This window comes from Streptomyces sp. NBC_01549, assembly GCF_026339955.1.
Taxonomy (GTDB): Bacteria; Actinomycetota; Actinomycetes; order Streptomycetales; family Streptomycetaceae; genus Streptomyces.
In genome coordinates this window covers 3,876,620-3,901,619 of the sequence record NZ_JAPEPW010000001.1, presented here as the reverse complement: position 1 = coordinate 3,901,619, position 25,000 = coordinate 3,876,620, and the positions used below count along the sequence as shown (strand labels likewise).

The 25,000-nt window shown below is 71.1% G+C and carries 15 protein-coding genes, 1 tRNA gene and 3 pseudogenes; 11 read left to right on the top strand and 8 right to left on the bottom strand.

From position 1 onward, the window contains the following. Positions 1 to 114: 114 nt before the first annotated feature. A complete protein-coding gene (locus tag OG819_RS17465) occupies positions 115 to 303 on the top strand; it encodes an Rv0909 family putative TA system antitoxin (RefSeq protein WP_266625243.1) in 189 nt (62 codons plus the stop codon). Positions 304 to 414: 111 nt separating this feature from the next. Here the strand turns inward: OG819_RS17465 and OG819_RS17460 are convergent, their stop codons facing one another. Beyond that, positions 415 to 1,314 (bottom strand): hypothetical protein, encoded by a 900-nt coding sequence (locus OG819_RS17460; protein WP_266652717.1) that lies wholly within the window; start codon positions 1,312 to 1,314, stop codon positions 415 to 417. 45 nt (positions 1,315 to 1,359) lie between these two features. On the opposite strand from OG819_RS17460, the pseudogene OG819_RS17455 reads away from it, so the two are divergent. Continuing rightward, positions 1,360 to 1,716 (top strand): annotated as a pseudogene (locus OG819_RS17455) (TetR-like C-terminal domain-containing protein); the annotation flags it as partial. Between the two features lie 54 nt (positions 1,717 to 1,770). On the opposite strand, the gene mfd reads toward OG819_RS17455, so the two are convergent. Further along, complete coding sequence (gene mfd / locus OG819_RS17450; protein WP_266625247.1) at positions 1,771 to 5,301, bottom strand: transcription-repair coupling factor; 3,531 nt, start codon at positions 5,299 to 5,301, stop codon at positions 1,771 to 1,773. 272 nt (positions 5,302 to 5,573) lie between these two features. On the opposite strand from mfd, the gene OG819_RS17445 reads away from it, so the two are divergent. After that, on the top strand, positions 5,574 to 7,043 hold the full coding sequence (locus tag OG819_RS17445; protein WP_266650250.1) for a DUF2079 domain-containing protein: 1,470 nt from the start codon (positions 5,574 to 5,576) through the stop codon (positions 7,041 to 7,043). Between the two features lie 109 nt (positions 7,044 to 7,152). On the opposite strand, the gene OG819_RS17440 is transcribed toward OG819_RS17445, so the two are convergent. Beyond that, the gene (locus tag OG819_RS17440) at positions 7,153 to 9,720 is read right to left on the bottom strand and encodes an FtsX-like permease family protein (RefSeq protein ID WP_266650249.1); all 2,568 of its coding nucleotides are present in this window, start codon (positions 9,718 to 9,720) and stop codon (positions 7,153 to 7,155) included. Then, complete coding sequence (locus tag OG819_RS17435) at positions 9,717 to 10,505, bottom strand: ABC transporter ATP-binding protein (protein WP_266625253.1); 789 nt, start codon at positions 10,503 to 10,505, stop codon at positions 9,717 to 9,719. Before OG819_RS17435 ends, OG819_RS17440 begins: the two co-directional genes overlap by 4 nt. Positions 10,506 to 10,928: 423 nt before the next feature. Here OG819_RS17435 and OG819_RS17430 point away from each other — a divergent pair. The 3 genes and pseudogenes from OG819_RS17430 (at position 10,929) to OG819_RS17420 (ending at position 14,781) form a co-directional block, all read left to right on the top strand. Continuing rightward, positions 10,929 to 12,422 (top strand): annotated as a pseudogene (locus OG819_RS17430) (MFS transporter). A 224-nt stretch (positions 12,423 to 12,646) separates the two neighbouring features. After that, complete coding sequence (locus OG819_RS17425) at positions 12,647 to 13,138, top strand: DUF485 domain-containing protein (RefSeq protein WP_266650248.1); 492 nt, start codon at positions 12,647 to 12,649, stop codon at positions 13,136 to 13,138. Positions 13,139 to 13,170: 32 nt separating this feature from the next. Beyond that, the gene (locus tag OG819_RS17420) at positions 13,171 to 14,781 is read left to right on the top strand and encodes a cation acetate symporter (RefSeq protein WP_266634389.1); all 1,611 of its coding nucleotides are present in this window, start codon (positions 13,171 to 13,173) and stop codon (positions 14,779 to 14,781) included. A 19-nt stretch (positions 14,782 to 14,800) separates the two neighbouring features. Here OG819_RS17420 and OG819_RS17415 read toward each other — a convergent pair whose 3' ends face one another. The 3 genes and pseudogenes from OG819_RS17415 to OG819_RS17405 all read right to left on the bottom strand — a co-directional run bounded on the left by OG819_RS17415 (position 14,801) and on the right by OG819_RS17405 (position 19,470). Next, positions 14,801 to 15,688: a cellulose-binding protein gene (locus OG819_RS17415; protein WP_266650247.1), complete on the bottom strand. Its 888-nt coding sequence runs from the start codon at positions 15,686 to 15,688 to the stop codon at positions 14,801 to 14,803. Positions 15,689 to 15,876: 188 nt separating this feature from the next. Beyond that, positions 15,877 to 18,476 (bottom strand): annotated as a pseudogene (locus tag OG819_RS17410) (SUKH-4 family immunity protein). 7 nt (positions 18,477 to 18,483) lie between these two features. Further along, the gene (locus tag OG819_RS17405) at positions 18,484 to 19,470 is read right to left on the bottom strand and encodes an SMI1/KNR4 family protein (RefSeq protein ID WP_266634391.1); all 987 of its coding nucleotides are present in this window, start codon (positions 19,468 to 19,470) and stop codon (positions 18,484 to 18,486) included. Positions 19,471 to 19,698: 228 nt separating this feature from the next. Here OG819_RS17405 and OG819_RS17400 point away from each other — a divergent pair, with 228 nt between their 5' ends. Then, a complete protein-coding gene (locus OG819_RS17400; RefSeq protein WP_266625261.1) occupies positions 19,699 to 20,208 on the top strand; it encodes a YwqJ-related putative deaminase in 510 nt (169 codons plus the stop codon). 82 nt (positions 20,209 to 20,290) lie between these two features. Further along, the gene (locus OG819_RS17395; RefSeq protein ID WP_266652715.1) at positions 20,291 to 20,782 is read left to right on the top strand and encodes an SUKH-3 domain-containing protein; all 492 of its coding nucleotides are present in this window, start codon (positions 20,291 to 20,293) and stop codon (positions 20,780 to 20,782) included. A 131-nt stretch (positions 20,783 to 20,913) separates the two neighbouring features. Here OG819_RS17395 and OG819_RS17390 read toward each other — a convergent pair whose 3' ends face one another. Then, entirely contained in the window at positions 20,914 to 22,224 is a 1,311-nt protein-coding gene (locus OG819_RS17390) for a sensor histidine kinase (RefSeq protein WP_266582921.1), read from the bottom strand. Between the two features lie 167 nt (positions 22,225 to 22,391). Between OG819_RS17390 and OG819_RS17385 the strand changes: the two genes are divergently transcribed. The 3 genes from OG819_RS17385 to glmU all read left to right on the top strand — a co-directional run bounded on the left by OG819_RS17385 (position 22,392) and on the right by glmU (position 24,902). Next, on the top strand, positions 22,392 to 23,252 hold the full coding sequence (locus tag OG819_RS17385) for a hypothetical protein (protein WP_266650246.1): 861 nt from the start codon (positions 22,392 to 22,394) through the stop codon (positions 23,250 to 23,252). Between the two features lie 15 nt (positions 23,253 to 23,267). Then, positions 23,268 to 23,340: transfer RNA gene (locus OG819_RS17380), tRNA-Gln, on the top strand. Positions 23,341 to 23,453: 113 nt separating this feature from the next. Then, entirely contained in the window at positions 23,454 to 24,902 is a 1,449-nt protein-coding gene (glmU, locus tag OG819_RS17375) for a bifunctional UDP-N-acetylglucosamine diphosphorylase/glucosamine-1-phosphate N-acetyltransferase GlmU (RefSeq protein ID WP_266650245.1), read from the top strand. Positions 24,903 to 25,000 lie beyond the last annotated feature (98 nt).

Sequence of the window (25,000 nt, the reverse complement as noted above, 5' to 3'; positions counted from 1 at the left end):
TCCCTGGTGCCCACGGTAGCGGCGGGTATGCCCAGCCATACCCGCACTCAACGGGCAATAGGTGCACGCCGGGCGTATCGTCGGTGGTGACACACCTCCGGAAGGAGCTCCTGCATGGGCATCTTCGACAGATTCAAGGATCAGGCGAAGTCCAAGGGCAAGGACATGTCCGACGCCGGAGAACGGGAGATCAACGAGAAGACGGGCAACAAGTACACGGACCAGGTCGACGACGCCCAGCGGAAGATCGAGGGCGCGACGGGTATGGACCGCGAACCGACCGACCGGCCCGACCAGCCGTAGAGGCGGAGACGCGCGAGGCGCGACACACCCACCGATCGGCCGTGACACCGAGGCCGTCCGCGAGGCGCGACTCCCGCGGGCGGCTTCGCTCGCGCCCGGCGCCACGCACGCTCACACCTTCCCGATCCCCAGCGTGGACTCCGAAGGCAGCAGCCCCGAGCCCAGCACCGCGACCCAGAACTCGCCGAGCAGCTCGGCCAGTCGGCTTCGCTCGGCCGGGGTGATGGTGCGCCAGGGAGCGGCGGCCAGTTCGTCAGTGTGGCGTTCGACCTCGGCGCGCAGGTCGCGGCCCGCGGGCGTGGCGGTGCTGGATTCGGTGACGAGGCCGCGCGCGACGAGGCGTTCACGGGCGGCGCTCCACTCCGCCGGGCTCCAGCCGCGGCTCCCGAAGCGCTCGACCGAGGCCGCGCCGATCGCCGCGAAGGAGACGAGCGCTTCGACGGGGTCGAGCCCGGCGACGAGCAGCGCCGCGAGGTGACCGTCGCCGCGGTGCTCGCGCAGGATCGTCGCCGCATGCCACAACTGGAGGTGCGGGGCGGTCGGCCACGCCAACTCCGCGTTGGCCGCGGCCATGGGGCGGCCGGCGGTGTTCGCGGACTCGGCGACGCGGCGCAACAGCCCGGCGGCCTCGACGAGTTCGGGGCTCGCCGCGCGGTCCCCGAATATCGCCCGGTACGCCCGGTCCATGCCCTGCTCCCTCGCCTTCAGCACGTCCGCGGGGCTCGCGGTGAGCCACGCGAATTCCATGTGCGCGGCGACCATCCGCGGACTGAAGCTGTAGAAGGCGGAGGACACGCGCTCGCTCCCGACCGCACCCAACGGGGCGGCGCGGAGGGGGAAGTAGGTCGGCCAGCGCTCCCCCGTCCCGTAGCCGAGCGCGGCCGCTTCCTCGAAGACCTCCGGCGCGTAATAGAGCACCGCGTGCAGGGGCTCCAGCAGGTGCCACAGCCGGCGCACCTCGCCGAGCTCGACCCCGGTCTCCACACCGGCGGCCCCGTCCCCCTGAATCATCCCGCCGACCTCACTACCGTGCTCCGACATGACGAACCCCCTCTGGCCGAGCTCGCCGAGGCCACGGACCTGCGGGACGCGGGCGTCCACTACGTACGCTTCGCGCGTGAGCACCCCGCGCACTTCCAGGTGATGTTCACGCCTGAGCTGCTGCGCGAGAACGACCTGGAGCTGGCCACGGCCCGCGCCCTGACCGCGGACCGCCTGCGCCGGGCCGTCTCCGACCGGGTGCCCGAACCCGGCATCGACCCCCGCCTCGCCGGAGTCGCCGCCTGGTCCCTGGCCCACGGCTTCGCCACGCTGCTCCTCGGCCACAACCTGGACGGCGCGGTCGGCGACCAGGACCCCGAGGAGGTCTTCCGCACCCTGACGGGAATGCTGTTCCCGTCACCGTCGGCGTGACTTGACCCCGGCCTCCGCCACCAGCCACGCCGACCCATACGACCCGCGCGACCCCTACGACCCGAGAATCGTCGCCAGGAACTCCCCGGTCCACCCCAGCAACTCCCGCCCGACCAGCGGCTTTCCGCCCACCTTCGCCGTCTTCGGGCGGGGGACCAGAAGCTGGTGGGCGGCCGGCTTGATGACCGTGCCCGGGTAGAGCCGCTTGAGGCGCAGTTCCTGGGACTCGCGCAACTCCGCCGGCGCGAAGCGGATGTTGTTGCCCTGAAGCACCACCTCGCCGACACCGCACGCCCGCGCGAGCATCCGCAGGCCCGCCACCAGAAGCAGGTTCTCCACCGGCTCGGGCAGCTTGCCGTAGCGGTCGGTGAGTTCCTCGCGTACGGCCCTGACGTCCTCCTCCGTATTGGCGGAGGCGATGGCGCGGTAGGCCTGCAGACGCAGCCGCTCGCCCGGCGCGTAATCGTGCGGGACATGTGCGTCGACCGGCAGCTCGATCTTGACCTCCAGGGGCGGCTCCTCCTCGACTCCGCCTTCCAGGGAGGCCCGGTAGTCCGCCACCGCCTCGCCGACCATCCGTACGTACAGGTCGAAGCCGACGCCCGCGATGTGACCCGACTGCTCGCCGCCGAGCAGATTGCCCGCGCCGCGGATCTCCAGGTCCTTCATCGCCACGTACATGCCCGCGCCCATCTCCGTGTGCTGGGCGATGGTCGCGAGCCGCTCGTGCGCGGTCTCCGTCAGGGGCTTCTCCGGCGGGTACAGGAAGTAGGCGTAGCCGCGCTCACGGCCCCGGCCCACCCGGCCGCGCAGCTGGTGCAGCTGCGAGAGGCCGAAGTTGTCACCGCGCTCCACGATCAGCGTGTTGGCATTGGAGATGTCGATGCCGGATTCGACGATCGTGGTCGACACCAGCACGTCGAACCTCTTCTCCCAGAAGTCGACGACCACCTGCTCCAGAGCCTGCTCCCCCATCTGACCGTGCGCCGTCGCGATACGCGCCTCGGGGACGATCTCACGCAGCCGCGCCGCCGCCCGGTCGATCGACTCGACCCGGTTGTGGATGTAGAAGACCTGACCCTCGCGCAGCAGTTCGCGGCGGACGGCCGCGCCGATCTGCTTCTCCTCGTACGGGCCGACGAAGGTCAGCACCGGGTGCCGCTCCTCGGGCGGAGTCGTGATCGTGGACATCTCGCGGATGCCCGTCACCGCCATCTCCAGCGTGCGGGGGATCGGGGTCGCCGACATCGTCAGGACGTCGACGTTCGCGCGCAGCTTCTTCAGCTGCTCCTTGTGCTCGACGCCGAAACGCTGCTCCTCGTCGACGATGACCAGGCCCAGGTCCTTGAACTTCGTCTCGGCGGAGAACAGCCGGTGGGTGCCGATGACGACGTCCACCGCGCCGTCCCGCAGGCCCTCCAGGACGGCCTTCGCCTCCGTGTCGGTCTGGAAGCGGGACAGGGCGCGGACGTTCACCGGGAACTGGGAGTAGCGCTCGGAGAACGTCCCGAAGTGCTGCTGCACCAGCAGCGTCGTCGGCACCAGGACCGCGACCTGCTTGCCGTCCTGCACCGCCTTGAAGGCCGCGCGGACCGCGATCTCCGTCTTGCCGTAGCCCACGTCGCCGCAGATCAGGCGGTCCATCGGGACCGTCTTCTCCATGTCCTCCTTGACCTCGGCGATGGTCGTGAGCTGGTCGGGGGTCTCCGCGTACGGGAAGGCGTCCTCGAGTTCGCGCTGCCAAGGGGTGTCGGAACCGAAGGCATGCCCCGGGGCCGCCATCCGCGCGCTGTACAGCTTGATCAGGTCCGCCGCGATCTCCTTGACCGCCTTCTTGGCACGCGCCTTGGTCTTCGTCCAGTCGGCGCCGCCCAGGCGGTGCAGGGTGGGGGCCTCGCCGCCGACGTACTTGGTGATCTGTTCCAGCTGGTCGGTGGGGATGTAGAGGCGGTCGCCGGGCTGGCCGCGCTTGGCCGGGGCGTATTCCACCACCAGGTATTCGCGGGTCGCGCCCTGGACGGTCCGCTGCACCATCTCGATGTAGCGGCCGACACCGTGCTGCTCGTGCACGATGTAGTCGCCCGCTTCGAGGGTGAGCGGATCGATCGTCTTGCGGCGGCGGGCCGGCATGCGCGCGCCGTCCTTGCCGGCCGCCTTCTGGCCGGAGAGGTCGGTCTCCGTCAGGACCGCCAGCTTGAGCGCCGGGTCCACGAAGCCGAAGTCGATCGAACCGCACGCGACCTGCACCACGGCGGGCGTCAGCTCGGTCAGCTCCGCGTCGAGGCGGGCCGCGATGCCCTCGCCGCCGAGGACCTCGACGGTACGGGCGGCGGGGCCGTGCGCCTCGGTGACGTACACCGTGCGCCAGCCGTCCGCGAGCCAGCCCTTGGTGTCGGCGAGTGCCCTGGCCGTGTCGCCGCGGTAGGTCTCGGGGGCGTGCATGCCGAGCTTGAGGGTGTCCGCGTCCAGTTCCTCGTCGGCCGCGAACGGCGACACCGACCACCACATCATGTCCAGCTCGCGCGCCCGGTCGCGGACGTCCGCGATGGCCCACAGGGAGGCCGCGCCGACGTCGATGGGTGCCTCGCCGCCCCCGGCCGTCGCCGCCCAGGACGCCTGCAGGAACTCCTGCGAGGTCGCCACCAGGTCCGCGGCCCGCGTCCGTACCCGCTCCGGGTCGCAGACGACGGCCATCGAGCCCTTGGGCAGGACGTCGAGCAGCAGCTCCATGTCGTCGACGAGGACCGGGGCCAGCGACTCCATGCCCTCCACGGCGATGCCCTCGGCGATCTTGCCGAGCAGTTCGCCCAGCTCGGGGTGTTCCTCGGCGAGCCGGGCCGCCCGCTCGCGCACCTCGTCCGTCAGGAGCAGCTCGCGGCAGGGCGGCGCCCACAGGCCGTGGTCGGCGACCTCGAGGGAACGCTGGTCGGCGACCTTGAAGTAACGGATCTCCTCGACGTCGTCGCCCCAGAACTCCACCCGGAGGGGGTGCTCCTCGGTGGGCGGGAAGACGTCCAGGATGCCGCCGCGTACGGCGAACTCGCCGCGCTTCTCGACGAGCTCGACCCGGGCGTACGCGGCTGCCGCGAGCGCTTCGACGATCCCGCCCAGGTCGGCGCTCTGGCCCGTCCGCAGCGCGACCGGCTCCAGGTCTCCCAGGCCCTTGACCTGCGGCTGCAGCACCGAGCGGACCGGGGCGACGACGACCGACACCGGGCCGGTCTCTGGATCGTCGGGGCGCGGATGCGCCAGGCGGCGCAGCACGGCGAGACGGCGGCCGACCGTGTCCGACCGGGGGGAGAGCCGCTCGTGCGGGAGCGTCTCCCACGACGGGTACTCCACGACCGTGTCCGCCGGGAGGAGGGATCTGAGCGCGGCGGCCAGGTCCTCGGCCTCGCGTCCCGTGGCCGTCACGGCCAGTACGGTGCGGCCGGCGTCGCGGGCCAGGGCCGCCACCGCGAAGGGGCGGGCGGCGGGCGGGCCGACCAGGTCGATGTGCATCCGGTTGCCATCGGTGGCGGCCTTCACCGCTTCCACGAGGGCGGCGTCCTTGACGACGGCGTCGAGCAGACCGTGCAGGCTCATGAAGGGCTTCCATCCCGAAGAGAGGGCAACGCGAACCGCCCGACACGTCTCGACGGGCCGGGGTTGTCCAGCCTACGACGGCGCCGCGCTCCCTGTGAGACGCAAGAGGTGGACGGGTCCCGGCCGGGCGGGGAATCGGGGCGGGGCCCCGTCTCAGGGGCGCGGGGCCGTGTCTCCCGCTGAAAGTGAGCCGCACCACACCCTCAACCGTCAACCACTCCCCACGTCCCCCGCGTATACCCCGTGACACGTGATCACGTACCGGGAGCCGCATGAGCTCGAACCCGACCCCCGCCGACACAGCCACCGCCACCGCCGCCGCCACCGCCGCCGCCCCAAGGACCGACAGCGCCCCCATACCCCCGCCGGTCACGGCCGTTCCCGTCCGTGACCGGCGCCCCCGCGATCCCCAGATCCTGGCGGTCCTGCTCTTCGCCGCGTACGCGACCCTGTCGGTCTGCCGCTGGCGGCATCTGGCGACCCGTTCCTGGGACCTCGGCATCTTCGAGCAGGCCGTCCGCGCCTACGCCCACCTGCGCGCCCCCGTCGCCGATCTCAAGGGCCCGGGCACCGACGTCCTCGGCGACCACTTCAGCCCGGTCATCGCCCTGCTCGCACCCGTGTACCGCCTCTTCCCGACCCCGGTCACCCTCCTCGTCGCCCAGGCCGCACTGCTGGCGCTGTCCGTCGTGCCGGTCACCCGCGCCGCCGCCCGGCTCCTCGGCCGCTCGCGGGGACTCGCGCTGGGCCTCGCGTACGGGCTGTCGTGGGGGATCCAGCGCGCCGTCGACTTCGACTTCCACGAGATCTGCTTCGCCGTCCCGCTGATCGCCTTCGCCCTGGAAGCAGTCCTGGAGCGACGGTGGCGCGCGGCTCTCCTGTGGCCGCTCCCGTTGGTCCTCGTCAAGGAGGATCTCGGGCTCACCCTGGCCGCGATCGCCCTGGTCGTCGCCGGGCGGGCCCGGAAGGCCGCCCCGCGTACGGCCCTGTGCGCGCTCGGGGTCGCCGCCCTCGGAGTGCTGGCCGCGGTGCTCACCCTCATGGTGGTGATCCCGGCGTTCAGCACCGCGGACACCTACCCCTACTGGGACAAGGCCGGCGGTGATCCCCTCGACGGCCTGGGCACCAAACTCCGCACCCTCGCCTGGCTGCTGATCCCCACCACCGGTCTGCTGGCTCCGCGCTCCCCGCTCCTCCTGGTCGCCCTGCCGACCCTGGGCTGGCGTTTCCTCTCCTCCGACCCGCACTACTGGGGCACCGACTGGCACTACAGCGCCGTCCTGATGCCGGTCCTCTCCCTGGCCCTCGCCGACGCGCTCTTCCGGACCCGCCGGAGCCCGCGCCCGTGGCTGCGCTCGTACGCGTGGCACCTGCCCACGGCCGTCGTCGCGGCGGCGCTCGCGCTGACCACCTCGCTCCCGCTGTCCGTGCTGGGCGAGAGCGCCGCGTATCGCAAGCCCACGCGCGTGAGTGCCGTCGAACGGCTGCTGGCGCGTGTCCCGGACGGGGCGAGCGTCGAGGTGAACGTCGGCCCGAGCAGTCGGCTCGTCGCGCGCTGCCGGGTCCTGTGGATGGGCGACACCGGCGGTGTCACCCCGGACTTCATCGCCCTCGACGACTCCGACCACTCGATCGAGGACGTCCAGGCGTACGCCGGCCGGCTGCACCCGCGCGCCTCGTACGACGTCCTGGGCGCCGCCTACGGCTACGTACTCCTGGAGCGGCGCACCGGACACACCTGACGCACCGCGTACGACCGCGGGCCCGGCCCAGGAGGTGAGCTCCTCCTGGGCCGGGCCCGTCCCCCGCAACCCCCGTACACGGTGGCTTCGCGGCGGCTGCTGCTGCCGGCTAGTCGGTGGCGATGGCGTTCAGTACGTTCATCCGGCCCGCCCGGAACGCCGGGATCAGGGCGGCGAACAGGCCCACGAACGCCGAGCCGATGAAGACCCCGATGATGGTCGGCCAGGGGATCTCCAGGACCTTCAGGCCCTCCAGGGCGAGGAGCTTCTGGGCGGTGGCTCCCCAGCCCATGCCCAGGCCGAGGCCGAGCAGCGCGCCGAAGAGGGCGATGACGACCGACTCCAGGCGGATCATGCGGCGCAGCTGGCGGCGGGACATCCCGATGGCGCGCATCAGGCCGATCTCCCGCGTCCGCTCCACCACCGACAGGGCGAGGGTGTTGATCACGCCGAGGACGGCGACGACGATCGCGAGGCCGAGCAGGCCGTAGACCATGTTCAGGAGCTGGCCGATCTGGTCCTTGAGCTCCTGCTTGTAGTCGGTCTGGTCGCGGACCTGGTACTGCGGGTAGGGCTCCATGGACTTCTTCAGGGCCGCGTACGCCTGCTTCTCCTGGCCGTCCTTGGCGCTGGCGAACATGATCTGGTCCGGCGGGATCCGGTCGGCCGGGAGGTACTTGCGCATGGTCTCGGTGCTGAGGTACCGCGCGCCCTGGTCGATCACCACGTCGTCGTCGGTGACCGCGGCGACCTTGAGCTTCGCCGTGCTGCCGCCCTTGAAGGCGACGGTCAGGGTGTCGCCGAGCTTGACGTGGTGCTTGGTGGCGAACTCCGAACCGACGGACATGGAGTCCTTGCCGTAGGCGGCGGTCAGTTCACCGGCCGTCGTCTTGCGGTGCAGGTCCTGCGCGTAGGTGGGGTCGGCGGCCGTGACGCCGTCGCTGTCCGAGAAGCCGTCGGGGGTGGTGAGCCTGGCCTCGATGTCGCGGTAGTGCGTGACGCGGGACAGGCCGGGCGTCGTCTCGATGGCCTTCGCCGCCTGCGGGACGATCCGCTGGTTGCCCTGGATGATGAAGTCGGTGCCGACCGACTTGTCGAGCTCGTCGGTCGCGGAGGCGACCATGGACGAGCCGACCACCGACAGGCAGGCGACCAGGGCGAGGCCGATCATCAGGGCCGCGCCGGTGGCTCCGGTGCGGCGCGGGTTGCGCAGCGCGTTGCGCTCCGCCATCCGTCCGACGGGGCCGAAGAAGCGCAGCAGCACCGCGCTGATCACCCGGACCACACCGCCCGCGAGCAGCGGGCCGATGATGACGAACCCGATCAGGGTCAGGACGACCCCCGCGCCCAGCACCAGCGAACCGTCGCTCGCCTTGTCGGCATTGGCCGCCGTGAAGAGCGCGAAGGTTCCGGCGCCGGTGAGGACCAGGCCGATGATGCCGCGGACGAGACCGGCCTTGCCGTCCGCCGGCGTACCGGCGTCGCGCAGCGCGGCCATCGGGGAGACCTTGCCGGCCCGGCGGGCGGGCAGATAGGCGGCGAGGACGGTGACCACGACACCGAGCACGAGTCCGATGACCGGGGTCGTCGCCTTGACGGTCAGGTCGCGGGTGGACAGGTCCATGCCCGCCGCCGACATGAGCTTCATCAGGCCGACCGCGAGGCCGACGCCCGCGCCGACGCCGAGGATCGAGCCGAAGATGCCGAGCAGGGTCGCCTCGACCAGGACGGACCGGTTGACCTGCTTGCGGGACGAGCCGATCGCCCGCATCAGGCCGATCTCGCGGGTGCGCTGGGCGACCAGCATGGAGAAGGTGTTGATGATCAGGAAGATGCCGACCAGGAAGGCGATCCCGGCGAAGCCGAGCATGGCGTACTTGATGACGTCCATGAAGGAGCCGACGCCGGAGCGGTTCTCGTCGGAGTACTCCTTCTGTGTCTGCACCTTGTACGCGCCGGCGCCGATCGAGGCGATGACGTTCCGCTTGAGCGTGTCGTTGGTGACACCGGTGGCGGCGGAGAGGTTGATGTTGGTGAACCGGCCGGTGGCGCCGAGCAGTTCGCGCTGTGCGGTGGCGGTGTCGAAGTAGACGACGGCGGCACCGGGGTTGGTCACCTTGAAGGTGGCGATGCCGACGATCCTGGCCTTGAAGTCACCAGTGACGGCGATGGTGCGCAGTTCGTCGCCGAGCCCCAGGTGGTGCTTGTCGGCGGTGTCGGCGTCGACCATCGTCTCGGTCGGCCCGCGCGGGGCGCGACCGGAGGTGATCTCCATCGAACGCAGGTCGTTGCGCGTCCAGTTGCCGGCGATCGTCGGGGCCCCGGTGCTCGACCCCATGTTCTTGTTGGCGCTGTTGACGACGGTCACGTTCATCGAACTGACCGCGCCCTCGGCGTACTTGACGCCTTCCGCCTTCTTGGCCCGCTCCAGGACGGAGGCGGGCAGCGAGTCGGGCCTGCCGTTCTGCGGGGTGCTGTCGCTCTTGGCCGTCTTCGGCGAGACGGTGACGTCGGAGGAGGTGGCGGCGAACAGCTTGTCGAACGTCGTGTTCATGGTGTCGGTGAACACCAGCGTGCCGCAGACGAAGGCCACGGACAGCAGCACCGCGACCGCCGACAGCGCCATCCGCCCCTTGTGCGCGAAGAAGTTGCGCATCGAGGTCTTCAGGACGGTCATGACGTGCGCCCCCGGGCGTCGAAGTCCTTCATGCGGTCGAGGACCTGGTCGGCCGTCGGCTGGTACATCTCGTCGACGATCCGGCCGTCGGCGAGGTACAGCACGCGGTCCGAGTACGAGGCCGCCACCGGGTCGTGCGTCACGATCACGATGGTCTGGCCGAGTTCGTCCACCGAGCGGCGCAGGAAGCCCAGCACCTCGGCGCCCGCCCGGGAGTCGAGGTTTCCGGTCGGCTCGTCCCCGAAGATGATCTCGGGCCGCGCGGCGAGTGCCCGCGCCACCGCGACGCGCTGCTGCTGGCCGCCGGAGAGCTGGCCCGGCCGGTGCTTGAGACGGCCTGCGAGTCCGACGGTCTCCACGACCTGGTCGAGCCAGCCCTTGTCGGGCTTGCGGCCGGCGATGTCCATCGGCAGCGTGATGTTCTCTATCGCGTTCAGCGTCGGCAGTAGGTTGAACGCCTGGAAGATGAACCCGATCCGGTCCCGGCGCAGCTGCGTGAGCTTCTTGTCCTTGAGCCCGGTGATCTCGGTCTCGTCGAGGTGGATCTGGCCGCTCGTCACGGTGTCGAGTCCGGCGAGGCAGTGCATCAACGTGGACTTGCCGGACCCCGAGGGGCCCATGATCGCGGTGAACTGCCCCCGCGCGATGTCCACGTCGATGCCGTCCAGGGCGACGACCCGGGTCTCCCCTGACCCGTACGCCTTGACGACCTGCCGCGCCCGCGCGGCAACGGCCGTACGCCCTCCAGTGCCCCCGTGCCTGGGAATGGTCACAGCCGATGTCACGGTGTATCTCCTATGTCGGTCAGCGGTTGAAGTGCTCTTCGCTACGCCGGTAAGTCTGGTGGCGGGGGGTGGTCCGGCGCGCTGGTGCCCAGCGCAGTCTTTCCCTGGGGATAACCCCACCCCGGAACGTGCGGTCTGTAGGACCGCTCCCGCTCCCCCGCGGCATAAAGCCAGGTTAAGGACGGCCGCCGCCCCGTCTCGTCCTCCGTCGGTACGAACGCCCCCCGAGCCTTAGTGGGGAGAGACCCCTAAGGGCAGTCCACCCTTCGGTGGAGTCCCCCTCGGGGTTGCCTCCGCCCTCGGACCCAGCGAGCGTCCACCCTCCCGCTACGTGAAGGTCAAGTGAGAGGGTGGGGGACGGCGGATAGTTGCAGGGGGAACCGATCAGGGGGAGGCGCTCCAGTGGGCCAGGGGGACACCGGTATACGGGCCGCGGCGGCGGACCACTCATCGCCCTCGCGCAGCCGCAGGGGCGCCGTCGTCGCCGCCCTGATGCTCGCCATGGCGCTGGCCGCGCTCGACTCCACCATCGTCTCCACGGCCGTCCCGTAGATCGTCGGCGACCTCGGCGGCTTCTCCGTCTTCTCCTGGCTGTTCTCGGGCTATCTGCTCGCGGTGACGGTCACGCTGCCGGTGTACGGAAAGCTCTCCGACACCTTCGGCCGCAAGCCGGTCCTCGTCGCGGGCGCCGCCGTCTTCCTCCTCGGCTCGCTGCTGTGCGCCACGGCCTGGAACATGGCCGCGCTCATCGCCTTCCGGATCGTGCAGGGCCTGGGCGGCGGCGCGTTGCAGGGCACGGTGCAGACGCTCGCCGCCGATCTCTACCCGCTCAAGGAGCGCCCCAAGATCCAGGCCAAGCTGTCCACGGTGTGGGCGACCTCGGCGATCGCGGGCCCGGCCCTCGGCGGGGTCCTCGCCGCGTACGCCGACTGGCGCTGGATCTTCCTGATCAACCTGCCGATCGGCGCGCTCGCGCTGTGGCTGATCGTCCGCCATCTGCACGAGCCGGCACGGGAGTCCTCCGGCCGCCGCCCTCGGATCGACTGGGCGGGCGCGCTGGCCGTCTTCGCCTGCGGCGGTGTGCTGCTCACCGCGCTGGTGCAGGGCGGGGTCGCCTGGGACTGGCTGTCGGCCCCGTCCCTCGTCCTGTTCGGTACGGGACTCGCGCTGATCGGCGCCGTGGTCGTGATCGAGCGCCGGGCGGCCGAGCCGATCATCCCCGGGTGGGTGTGGCGGCGCCGCACGATCGCCGCGGTGAACCTGGCGCTCGGCGCCCTGGGGTTGCTGATGGTCGCCCCGACGGTGTTCCTGCCCACGTACGCGCAGGCGGTCCTCGGCCTCGCGCCCGTCGCCGCCGGATTCGTGCTCTCCGTGTGGACGTTGAGCTGGCCGGTGTCGGCGGCGTTCAGCCAGCACGTCTACGGCCGGATCGGCTTCCGCAACACCGCGATGCTCGGCATCGGCACCGCGACCCTGATCCTGATCGCCTTCCCCTTCCTGCCCTACCCCGGCCGGCCCTGGCAGCCGGCGCTGCTGATGCTCCTGCTGGGCGGCGCCCTGGGCCTGTTCCAACTGCCCCTGATCATCGGCGTCCAGTCGACGGTCGGCTGGGAGGAGCGCGGCACGACGACGGCGTCGGTCCTCTTCTGCCGCCAGACCGGCCAGACCATCGGCGCGACCCTGTTCGGCGCGATCGCCAACGGGGTGCTGGCCGCGCGGCTCGGCGGCGCGGGGGACCTGGACGCGGTGACGCGGGCGCTGGACTCGGGCGCACCGGCCGAGCATGTGCGCCGTGCGGTCGCCGACGCGGTCCACGCCGTCTACCTGGGCGCGGCGTGCGCCGCCGCACTCGCCTTCCTGGTCCTGCTGTTCGTGGCGCCGAGGCGCTTTCCGGTCATCACAAACCCCGGCGACTGAGGAGAGCCGGCCGTTCTGGGCGGCGGGCTCGGAGTGGAACTGTTGCTGAACTCCCGGTGTAAACGCGGGTAACACCCCGGGTCGCCGAAGTAAGCGCATACCGACCGCTCAGTTTGGTGAAAGCCTCACGCACACCGGCTACCTGCGAGTAGCGTGCGTGCCTCGCCCACCCCCCAACTCCCTGCGGTCCGCACCGGGCCCGAGCCACGCAAGGAGATCACGGGATGCAAGACGCGTTCTCGTCCCCCGAGTACCAGACGCGACACCCGTCGCCGTACGACCCGCCCCGCCCAGCGCCGTACTCGTCCCCGTCCCCCCACCACACGTCCCCCTCGCACCTCACCTATCCCTGGCAACCGCAACCCCAGCCACCCGAACCCGCGAGAAAGCGGCAACCCCGTCACCACGCACTCGGCCGGCACAGCGACATCCGCGTCCTGCGCGGCGCCTACCGCCGGCAGCGGCGGGTCGCGACGCTCACCGCACTCGGCTACTTCACCCTCTTCCTCCTCCTGTCGGCGTTCGCGCCGGGGCTGATGACGAGCGAAGTCTCCGGCGAACTGCCCACCGGACTGCTGCTCGGCCTGCTCCAAGTGCCGGTGACCTGCCTGGCGATCGGGCTGTACGAGTACACGGCGCGCCGGAGCGTCGACCCGATCGCCGACCGGATCCGCCGGCAGACCCAGCTGGACGCGAAGCGGGAGGCGGCCCGATGAGCCAGGTGACCGAGGCGACCGCCGTCACGAGCATGGTCGGGTTCAGCAGCTCCGCGCGGGCCATGTCACTGGTGGCGTTCACGGCCGTCGCCACGATCACGCTGCTGCTGTGCGTGATGACCGGACCGGACCGCGACGACCTCGACGAGTTCTACACGGGCTACGGCTCCCTGTCGCCGATGCGCAACGGCCTCGCCATCGCCGGGGACTACATCTCCGCGGCGACCGTCCTCGGCACCGGCGGGGTCATCGCACTCGCCGGGTACGACGGCGTCGTCCTCGCCCTCAGCACCGCCCTGTCACTGATGCTGCTGATGTTCCTGCTGGCCGAACCGCTGCGCAACGCGGGCCGGTTCACCATGGGCGACGCCCTCGCACGACGGATGCCGGGACGCGCCGTACGCATCACCGCGTGCGCCGCGACCCTCGTCGCCCTGCTGCCGCTGATGCTGGTCCAACTCGCCGGCGCGGGCGATCTGCTGGCCTTCATCCTCGGTTTCTCCAGCGACTCCCTCAAGACCGGCTGCGTCATCGGCCTCGGCACGCTGATGATCAGCTACGCGGCGATCGGCGGCATGAAGGGCACCGCCCTCATTCAGATCCTGAAGATCGTGATGCTGCTCGGCTCCGGCACCGTGGTCGCCGCCCTCATCCTGCAGCGCTTCGACTGGGACCCCGGCGCCCTCTTCGACACCGCCGCCCGCAACAGCGGCGTCGGCACCGCCTTCCTGCACTCCGGCCTGCAGTTCGCGGGCGGCCCCAGCCCCCGCCTCGACATGATCAGTTCGGAGCTGACCGTGGTCCTCGGCGGCGCCTGCCTGCCGCACATCACCATGCGCATGTACACCGCGGGCAGCGCCCGTCAGGTCCGCCGCTCGATGTCCTGGGCGGTGCCCTGCGTGGCCGTCTTCGTGCTGGTCATCACGGTCGTCGGATTCGGGGCCACGGCACTGGTCGGACGGACCGTCATCGCGGGCGCCGACCCGCAGGGCAACACGGCGTACCTGATGGGATCCAGGGCCGCGTTCGGACCGGACGTGTCGACGGCCGAGACCCTCCTCTTCACGACCGTGACGACGGCGATCTTCCTCACGCTCCTCGCCTCGGTCGCCGGGATGATCCTGGCCTGCGCCAACTCCCTCGCCCACGACGTGTTCGCCGGGCAGATACGGGAGCTGTCCCCGCGCCGCGAGATGACCCTCGCCCGGGTCTCCGCGCTCGCGGTCGGCGCACCGGCGATCCTGCTCGCCACCCTCGTCCAGCACCGCAGCCTGCAACCCCTGGTCACGCTGTCCTTCTGCCTGGGCGCCTCGGCCATAGCGCCCGCGCTGGTCTACGGCCTCTTCTGGCGCCGTTACACCCGCACGGGCCTCCTGTGCACCCTCATCGGCGGAACCCTGACCGTCCTGATCCTGATGACCGGCACCAACCTGGTCTCCGGCTCCCCCATCTCGGCCTTCCCCGAGGCCGACTTCAACTGGTTCCCGTTCACCACCACCGGCCTCGTGTCCATTCCCCTGGGCTTCGCCTACGGGTGGCTGGGGACGATGGTCTCCGGGCGCCGCAAGGCGGAGGAGCAGCGCAGGCAGTACGAGGCGGTGGAGGGGTGGATCCTCGCGGGGGCGGTACGGAGGGGAGGCTGACCCTCCCCGCGGCGCCCGCCTACTCCGCGGGCGCCCGCCCCGTCAGCGCGGTCAGACTGCTCCGCACATGATCCATCTGCGCCCGTACGTCGTCCCACCGCTCACCGTGCTCGCGCAGCACCCGCTCCGTCTCCCGCGCGATCCGCTCCTCCCTCACGCGCGCCTCGGCCAACACCTCGGCAGCCCGCGCCGCCGCGTCCTCCTGCCCGTGCCGGGCGAACTCCTCGGCCTCGGCCAGCGCACGCCTGGCCTCGACCAGCGCGTCCTCGGCGCGCACCTCCCGCTCCACGTGGTGCGCGTCGAGCGCGGCGGCCCGCTCCACCGCCGCCCGCTCCACCTCCTCCCAGCGCTCGGCGTGCTCCCTCTCCTGCTCGAGGAGGAGATCTTCGGTGCGCTGCCGCACCTCGCGCAGCGCCGCCAGCGCCTCCCCCCGGCCCTCCTTGATCCCGCGACGGGCGGCGATCCGCATCTCGTCGGCCTCGGCGCGGGCGGCGAGAAGGTGGTTCCGGGCGTGTCCCTCCGCCCCGCCGCGCACCTCGTCGGCGTACGCCTGCGCCGCCTCACGCACCCGCAGCCCCGCCGCCTCGGCCTCCTCGACGGCCAGCCGTGCCTCACGCCACGCGTTCTCGCGTACCGCCGCGGCCTCCTCCTCGCCGAGCTCGCGGATCCGGCAGGCCCGCTCGCCGAGCGTCTCGTACGTCTGCGGGGCCAGCCGCGCCACGGCCTCCCGCAGGCGCCGCGCCTCCGCGTCCATCTCCTTGGCCAGGACGGTCAGCCGCGCGGCCCGTTCCCAGGCGGTGTCGCGGTCGCGCGAGAGCGCCGCGAAGCACGCGTCGACCTGCTCGGGACGGTAACCGCGCCCCCGTACGGCCACGAAGCCGTGCGGCGACACCGATGCGCTGCTCATCCCTGGACCCCTCTCCACTATGCGACATACAACACGATATGGCGCACATCTTGGTGGATCAGGCGTAAGTGCTCATAACGCGACACTCCGCGCATTCGTACCGGTCAAGGTGGGTAAAAAACGGGTTGGACCCGGTCATACGACCGGATCCAACCCGTTTGGCTCCCTGACGGACACTCAGCGACGCGTCACAGCAGTCCGTCCCACATCTGCTCCAGCAACACCGACCACCAGCTCTCCGGAGAGCCGAGCGCCGCCGCGTCCAGCGAGGCGAGCTGCGCCTGGAAGTCGACGGTCCACCGGCCCGCCTGCTCCTGGTTGAGCCCGAACCGCAGCCGCCACATCCGGCCGAGCAGCGCCAGACAGCGCGCGAACTCGGGCAGCCCCGTGTTCACGAACTGCGGCGGCACCGAGGCACCGCCCGGCGCCTCCACCGGCACGGCCACGATGTTCGCCGTGCCGTACTGGACACAGATTGCCTTGCCGAAGTCACTGCCCATGACGAGGTACGAGCCCGCGTCCGCGGCCGGCTGCACCCCACGCTCCTGCGCCAGCTCGGCGAGCGTCGGCACCGGACGGCCCGGCTGCGCCTGCGCCCAGAAGAACGGACCCATGTCGACCGGCAGTCCGGCCACCACCAGCGTGTGCGCCACGATGTTCGGCACACCCTGCCGCGACACCGCGACCTGTTCGAACCGGAACAGACCCGGCCCGAACGCCGCCGCCAGCTCCTGCCCGATCGCCTCCGGCGGAACCGGCGGCGCGGGCTGCACCGGCGGAATCGGCGCCCGCACCGGCCCCGGGCGCGCCGGCCCGTCCGCCACCTGATGCAACTCGCCCTGGTGCGCGAGAAGCTGGTGCATACCCTGCTGACGACTCGCGTGATCCGTGCCGTACGGGGCGATGCTGGTGATCCGCGCCTGCGGCCAGCTCTCCCGGATCATCCGCGCACAGTACGCGCCCGGCAACTCGCACGACTCCAACTCCGTGTGCAGCTCCAGCACTTGCTGCGGCGGCACGTTCATGGCACGCAACTCGTGCAGGATCTGCCACTCCGGGTGCGGAGTCCCCGGCGCGGAACGCCGGATCACCTGCTGCTCGGAACCGTCGTGCGCGCGGTAGCGCAGTACCGCCTGATAGCCCGGCCCGACGGTCGGCTGACCGGCCTGCGGGTAGCCGTACGCCGGAGGCTGCTGCCCCGGAGGCACGGGCTGACCCGGCATCGGCTGACCGTGCACCGGGTGACCGGCCGTCGGCTGACCCGGCATGGGCTGACCCGGCATCGGCTGCGGCGCGCCCGGGGGCATGCCGGGCGCCTGCGGGGGCGGCGGGGCGCCGGGACCGCCGACCGGGGGCCGGCCGGAGGACCGGCCAGCATGGTGGCGGCGTGATGGACACCCGCGGGAGGCGTACCACCCGGAGGCTGCGGAGCACCCGGCGCACCCGGCGCACCAGGGGGCTGGGGCGCGGCAGGCGCGCCCGCACCCGCCGGACCCCCGGGCCCGTTCGGGCCGAGCTGCGAGACGAGCTGTGTCGGCACGTACCCGCCCGCCGGGGTGCCCGGAGCACCGGGACCGGACGACGGCGGAGGCGGAGGCGGAGGAGGAGGCGCACTCCCCGGCCGCACACCCGGCACACCCGGGGCGCTCGGCGGAGGCGGCGCGCTCACGCCACCACCCCGCGCACCCCTCGGCGGTCCCTGCGCCTTGCTGGTCGCGGCGTCGGCGATGTCACCGGCGTTCGGCGGCAGCGGCCGCGGCGGCGCGACGGGGGCCTGCCCCTGCGGGTACCCGTACCCGGGCGGCGGCCCAGAAGGAGACATGCCCTGCGGACCCCCCGGAGCCTGAACACCAGGAACCCGAACGCCAGGAGAGGGTGCACCCGGAACCGGTGCACCAGGAGCCGGTGCATGAGGAACCGGTGCATGAGGAACCGGTACACCCGGAGGCGGCGTGCCCGGCACACCCGGGCCCACCTGCGGATAGCCGTACGACGGCGGGGCCACAGGAGTGTCGACCACCGGCGCCTGCGCCGTGCGCGGGAGTTGGCTGCCGCCGGACATCAGAGCCGTCTTGGCATCCGGGGTCACACCGGGCGGCACACCCGGACCGACCTTGTCGTCGACATCGGTCAGCGGCGGCGCGAACACGGTCGCCGGCAACGGAACGGAACGGTCCTCACCCCCGTCCCCGGCAGTGTCCGTCCCCGCCCACGGAGTCGCCGAAACGGGCACGCCCGGCGCCACCACGGCGTCCTGCGGACCCGCGTCCCGCTCGTCACCGGCCGCGGCGGCGGGCCACGACGGCGGCGCGTCGGAAGGCGAAGGCGTCGAACCGCCGGCGCCGGAAACCCCGTTGGCACCCACGCCGGCGCCACCCGCCCCGCCGGACGTCGCACCCGCCCGCCGATCCGCGATACCCAGCTTGTCCGCCGCCTCCTGCAACCACTCCGGAGGACTCAACAAGAACGACGTCTGATTCAGATCGACCCGGGCCACAGGCGCCGGCGCCACTTCCGGGGACGCCTGCGGCACCCCGTACTCCTCCTCGTACCGGCGAATCACCTCACCGACCGGCAACCCGGGCCAGAGCGTCGCCTCCCCGCTGTCCCGCGCGATGACGAGCCGCTGCGCGCCCCCGTCGGAACGCGGACCGTCGACACGGTCCTCGGCCCACACCACGAACCCGAGTTCGAACTCCCGCACCCGCACCTCACGGTGCTGGTACCCGGGCACCTCGCCGTTGATCCACTCTTCCGCGCGCTCCTGCGCCTGCGCGAAGGTCACCATCGGACGTTCACTCCCCCAGGGAAGAGACGGGAACGGCACGCGCGAAGCCACCGTCCACCATCAGGTTCGCCACCGTCTCCAACTCCGGCGGATTGCCCGCGAGTCGGGACAGGAACTGGTCGAAGTCCGCACCGCAGGGCAGCAACAGCCGCTGCACACGCTCGGCGGGCGGCCAGGCATCCTGGTCGCGCGCGTCGTCGTACGCGCAGAACCACACCGACCCGATCGCGTCACCCTTCACCTTGACGGCGAGCAGACCACCCTGCACGAACCCGACACACAGATAATCCTTGGTCAGATGGTCGCGCAGACACTTGTTGATGTACACGAGGTCGTTCACGGCGGCCTCCTCGCGCACCGTGAAGAACGGCTGATCCACCAGCAGACCCAGCTCCGCGTCGAGCGCGGCACCGACCGGCGCACACCCACCCGCGGCCTTCAGGAACGACCGATACGCACCCGGCAGCCGATAGCCGAGATCCTCCTCGACCCCCAACACCTGCTGCTCGCTCACCGCGACCGACGACTTCGGCAACCCGAAGTGCGCGGGACGCGTGTCCTGCAACGGACGCGTCCCCCGCTTCCCCTGATCCACCGCCGCCGTCGCGATACCACCGTGATGCCGCAACAGCGCCTTGACCTCCACCGGAACGAGCTCCAGGCGCCGCGTGCCCCGCACGTGGTGCCACGTCCAGCCATGCGGAGTGGCCACGGACGGAATCGTGTCCCACAGGTCGTGCCCCGTGGCGGCGAGCGCGGCATTCGCCGACACATAGTCCGTCAAACGCAGTTCGTCCACACCGAAACCCTCCGGAGGCTCGGCGATCTCCGCGGCGGCACGCGCATACGCCGAGAAGTCGGGGTATCCGTGCGCGTCGACCCGTACACCCCTGGGATGGCGAGCGGCCCGCACCGGATCCGGGAAATGCACGACCTGCCCGGCGTAGGCCGCGTTCGGCGGCGCGGCTTGCTGCCCGAGCCGACCTGTCGTCATGGCGGTTGCCCCCTGCGGCGTTCTCAATAGCTGTATGGATCGCGGATGTCGACAGCCTATGCGGTTGGAAGACACCGGTCACCGGGCCTCCGGTTCCGTGACCTGCCGTCACCCCGCCGTGACGTTACGACGAAGCCCGGGCGTGTCGCGCGCCCCAGCTACCGCACCCGCCACGCCATTTGGCAGTCTGTAGCCGCATCGGGGGATGCACGGGAGGGAAGAACGATCATGAACGCAACACATACAGGCACGTCCGGGGACCCGCGCGTCGGCTGGAGCAGTACCGAGGCAGCCCACACACCCACCCTCCTGCACCGCCGCGACGGCATACTTCCCACCGTCGCCGCCGCCCTCTCCGTACGCGGCGCCACCCTCACCGGCACCGCCGCCCGCGGCGACCAGCCGCCCACCCTCCACCCGCTGGTCCAGGACTTCCTCGACACCCTCACCAGCGCACAACGCGACCGCTTCACCGGCCGCTGCGCCGAGGCGATCCTCATCTCCCGGCACATCGCCGCCATCGACGCCACCCGCACCAAACGCGCCGCCCGTAAACCGATGACCAACGGCGAGGCACGCAAGGCCCTCAGACAGGCCAAACTCACCGCCCGCCGCATCCGCGAGGACGGCGACCCGCTGCACGGCAGCTTCGCCGCACCCTGCCGCGCCTGCACAGCACTCAGCGACCACTTCGGCGTCCGCATCGTCGACCCGACGGTCACGACCAACGGCTCCTGAACTCCCCCGCCCCCACACACGTACGTACGACGGCGCCCCCGCCACCGCGCCCATGTCCCGACCCTCGACGAACGAAGGGCAGATGCACGCCGACCGCACCTCCACACGCTTCTCCGTACCCGTGGACGCCGCACTGCGCTCCGCGGGGTGGCAGCCCGGCCACTGGGACATAAAGCAGGCCGAGTACTGGGCCGACGCCCTGCGGGGACACGAGTCACCCGCCGGACACCGGCACGCCATGTTCCCCGCGGCCGTGGAGGCATGGGCGGAATTCGGCGGACTCCGCATCAGACCCACCGGCACCGGCCGCCAGCTCGCCCCCACCGCGATCCACCTCGACCCGCTGCACGGCCTCCACATGGCCCGCACCCTCGGCGACCTCGGCCGCGCCCTGGACGCCGAGGTCTGCCCCCTCGGCGAGGAGTCCGACTCCCGCGCCCTCCTCGCCATCGACTCCGAGGGCCGCGTCTACGCACTCGACCACACCGGCGACTGGTACCTGGGCCCCGAGATCGACACCGCCCTCACCACCCTCCTGTCAGGCATAGAACCGATCCGCCTGACAGCGGGCTGAGGGCCGGGGGCGCAGCCCCGGCCTTCAAGGGCGCGGGGCTGTGTAAATATGCGGCTCCGCCGCGGGGCGCGACAAGCCCCCACTCACCCGCACACTCACCCGCAGCCGACAACCGCGCCCCCCCGAAGGGCCTACGCCGGGATCACCGCCGACACCCGGAATCCACCCGAATCCGTCGGCCCGGACACAAACACTCCCCCCAGCGCGGCAACCCGCTCCTTCATCCCCAGCAGACCATTACCACCACTGGGCAGACCCACCGCCGACGCCGACCCCGGCTCCGGCGGACACTCGTTCTCGACCTGCATCGCGATCTCCGCATCACGATGAGCGAGCCGCACATGCGTCTTCGCCCCCGCCGCATGCTTGTGCACGTTGGTCAGAGCCTCCTGAACCACCCGATACGCCGTCTGCTCGACCCGCGCCGCGTACCCCCGGACAGCACCCTCCACCGAGAGCTCCACCACCATCCCCGCAGCCGCCGACTGCCCCACCAACTCATCCAGCTCGGCAAGACTCGGCCCCTCGGCCCCGTCATCCACCGCCCGCGAAGCCGCCGCCGCGGCCGCCACCCCCACAGCCGCCAACGGCACCGCCCGCACCCGCACGGACGACAACCCGTCCCCCGTACGCAACACACCCAACATCTCGCGCAACTCCGTCAACGCCTGCCGCCCCATGTCCCCCACCAGCGCGGCGTTCTTCACAGCCTTCTCGGGATCCTTCCGCGCCACCGCCTGCAACGCGGCCGCGTGCACCACCATCAACGACACCCGGTGCGCCACCACGTCGTGCATCTCCCGCGCGATCCGCGTCCGCTCCTCGTTGCGCGCCCACTCCGCCCGCTCCTCGGCCCGCTCGGCCAGCAGCTGCAACTCCCGCTCCAACGAGTCCGCCCGCTCCCGCAAACTCTCCATCAGCCGCCGCCGCGCCCCCACGTACAACCCGAGCAGGACAGGCGGCGCGGTCATCCCGATCGCGGTCGCGATCGAGACGAACGGAACGAACCAGTCCCCCATCGTCACGTCCCCACGCACCCCCATGCCCTGGTGCGCCCGTACGAACGTGACGATCAGCATCCCCGCGAAGGACATCCCCGCCAGCGCCCCGATGATCCGACGCGGCAGCTCGGACGCGGCGAGCGTGTACAACCCGACGAGCCCCATCAGGAAACCCATCTGGGCGGGCGTGATGGCGATCGACACCAGCACAACCGCGATCGGCCAGCGGCGCCGCAACAGCAGCACGGAGCCGGCGACCAGCCCGAACACCACACCCACCAAAACCGGCAGGCCCGCGTCGCGCGCGAACGGAATCCCCTCGATCGCACACTCCACCGCCGACGCCGACGCGAGGCTCGCGTCCAACACGGCACTACGCCATCTGACCCACCACCACGGCCCGGTACCGGCCGCGGTGTGCTCTTCCCCCGTCGTGGTCATGCCTCCAGCCTACGTTCGCACCCCGCCCCATTTCCGGCGACTTTCACCTCCTGGCCTCCACCACACCCCGCAATCGAACAGAAGCGAAACCCACCGATATCACTCGAACTGCTGATTCACTCACCCTTCATCCCCGGAAGATCACATTCCGCCCGGACGGCATGCCCATGGCACATTCACAGAACAAGTACGCGGATTTCGAGGGGCTACGGGAACGGGCGGTCACGCTGCGCCGGGCGGGACTCAGCCGCCGCCAGATCCGCGACCGCCTCCACGTCCACAACAACGACATCCTCAACCGCCTCCTGGAGGGCGAGCCGCCCCCGGAGTGGACCAAGCGCCCGAACGCCAAGGACGACCTCCGCGACAAGGCTCGCGAGCTGAGGCTCCAGGGCTGGACGTACGACCGCATCCAAGCTGAGCTGGGCTGCTCGAAGAGCTCGATCTCACTGTGGGTACGGGATCTCCCGAAGCCCGAACCGCGCTACACACCGAAGGAACAGCAAGCCCTCATGAACGAGGGACTCGCACATCTGCGCGCAGCCCAGGACCGAGAACGCGAAGCGACCAAACAGGCGGCAGCCGCGGAGATCGACCGACTGTCGGACCGGGAGCTGTTCATCGCCGGAGTCGCGCTCTACTGGGCCGAAGGCTCAAAGAGCAAGCCGTACGCCCGTCGCGAGCGCGTGATTTTCGTCAACAGCGACCCAGGAGTGATCCAGACCTACCTGGCCTGGCTCGACCTCCTCAAGGTCACTGGGGATCGGCTGCGGTACACGGTACTGATCCACGAATCCGCCGACGTGGATGCCGCACAGCACTACTGGGCCGACCTGGTCGGCGTCGACGTCTCGGCCTTTCAGAAGCCGACTCTGAAGAAGCACAATCCGAAGACCGTCCGCAAGAACACCGGCAGCGACTACCGTGGCTGCCTCGTCATCAGAGTCCTGCAGAGTGCCGAGTTGTACTGCCGTATCGAAGGCTGGTGGAAGGGGATTACCACCGACGCCGCGGCGCGGCTCAGGTAAGGTCTGACGCAGCAATCCGCCGTAGTGTAATTGGCAGCACGGCACCCTTTGGAGGTGTTCGGTCTAGGTTCGAGTCCTAGCGGCGGAGCTGCGCAGCTCGGGCCCTGACAGCACTGTCAGGGCCCGCTCTCATGTCCCCCCTGAAACACCCCGGTATCCTGCGGATGTCCACCCCACCCCATGAAGCCGAAGGGCATCCCCGTGAGCGCCAATCGCCCGGCAGCCGTCGTCGTTCTCGCAGCGGGTGAGGGCACCCGTATGAAGTCGGCCACACCCAAGGTCCTGCACGAACTGTGCGGCCGCTCCCTGGTGGGCCATGTGCTCGCGGCCGCGCGCGCGTTGGAGCCCGAGAACCTGGTCGCCGTAGTGGGTCACGCCCGCGAGAAGGTCACCACACACCTCGCCGAGATCGACCCCGGCGTACGGACGGCCGTGCAGGCGGAGCAGAACGGCACCGGCCACGCCGTACGCATGGGCCTGGAGGAGCTGGGCGGCGGCGTCGACGGCACCGTCGTCGTGGTCTGCGGCGACACCCCGCTGCTCAGCGGTGAGACGCTGCGGCAGCTCGCCGCCACCCACACCGCCGACGGCAACGCCGTCACCGTGCTCACCGCCGAGGTCCCCGACGCCACCGGCTACGGCCGCATCGTGCGGGACGGCGCCAGCGGCGCGGTGACCGCGATCGTCGAGCACAAGGACGCGAGCGAGTCGCAGCGGGCGATCCGTGAGATCAACTCCGGGGTCTTCGCCTTCGACGGGCAGCTCCTCGCGGACGCGCTCGGGAAGGTGCGGACGGACAACAGTCAGGGTGAGGAGTACCTGACCGACGTCCTGGGGATTCTGCGCGAGGCCGGGCACCGGGTCGGGGCGGCCGTCGCCGGCGACCACCGGGAGATCGCCGGCATCAACAACCGGGTCCAGCTCGCCGAGGCCCGCCGCATCCTCAACGACCGGCTGCTCACCGAGGCGATGCTCGCCGGGGCGACCGTCGTCGACCCCGCTTCGACCTGGATCGATGTGACCGTCACCTTCGGGCAGGACGCGATCGTCCACCCGGGGACGCAGCTCCAGGGCGCCACGCACCTCGCCGAGGGCGCTGAGGTCGGGCCCAACTGCCGTCTGAAGGACACGAGGGTCGGCTCCGGCGCCCGTGTCGACAACACCGTCGCCGACGGCGCCGAGGTCGGGCCGCAGGCGACCGTGGGCCCGTTCGCGTACCTGCGGCCGGGCACGCGCCTGGGGCTGAAGGCCAAGATCGGCACGTATGTGGAGACGAAGAACGCCACGATCGGCGAGGGCACCAAGGTCCCGCACCTGTCCTATGTGGGGGACGCGACGATCGGTGAGTACTCGAACATCGGGGCGGCGAGCGTCTTCGTGAACTACGACGGGCAGGAGAAGCACCACACCACCGTGGGCTCCCACTGCCGTACCGGTTCGGACAACATGTTTGTGGCTCCTGTCACGGTCGGGGACGGCGCGTACACCGCGGCGGGCTCGGTCATCACCAAGGACGTACCACCTGGTTCGTTGGCCGTGGCCCGGGGCCAGCAGCGGAATATCGAGGGTTGGGTGGCCCGCAAGCGTCCCGGGAGCGCGGCCGCGAAGGCGGCCGAGGTGGCCTCCCGGGAGCCGGATGGCGGAGCCTGACCGGAATCAGGTGCGTCTGACACGGCGTACCGTGATAAGTGCGCAGTCGTATAAATGCGCACCCGCACCCCCAGCTGAGAACGCTTCTCGCACTCCAG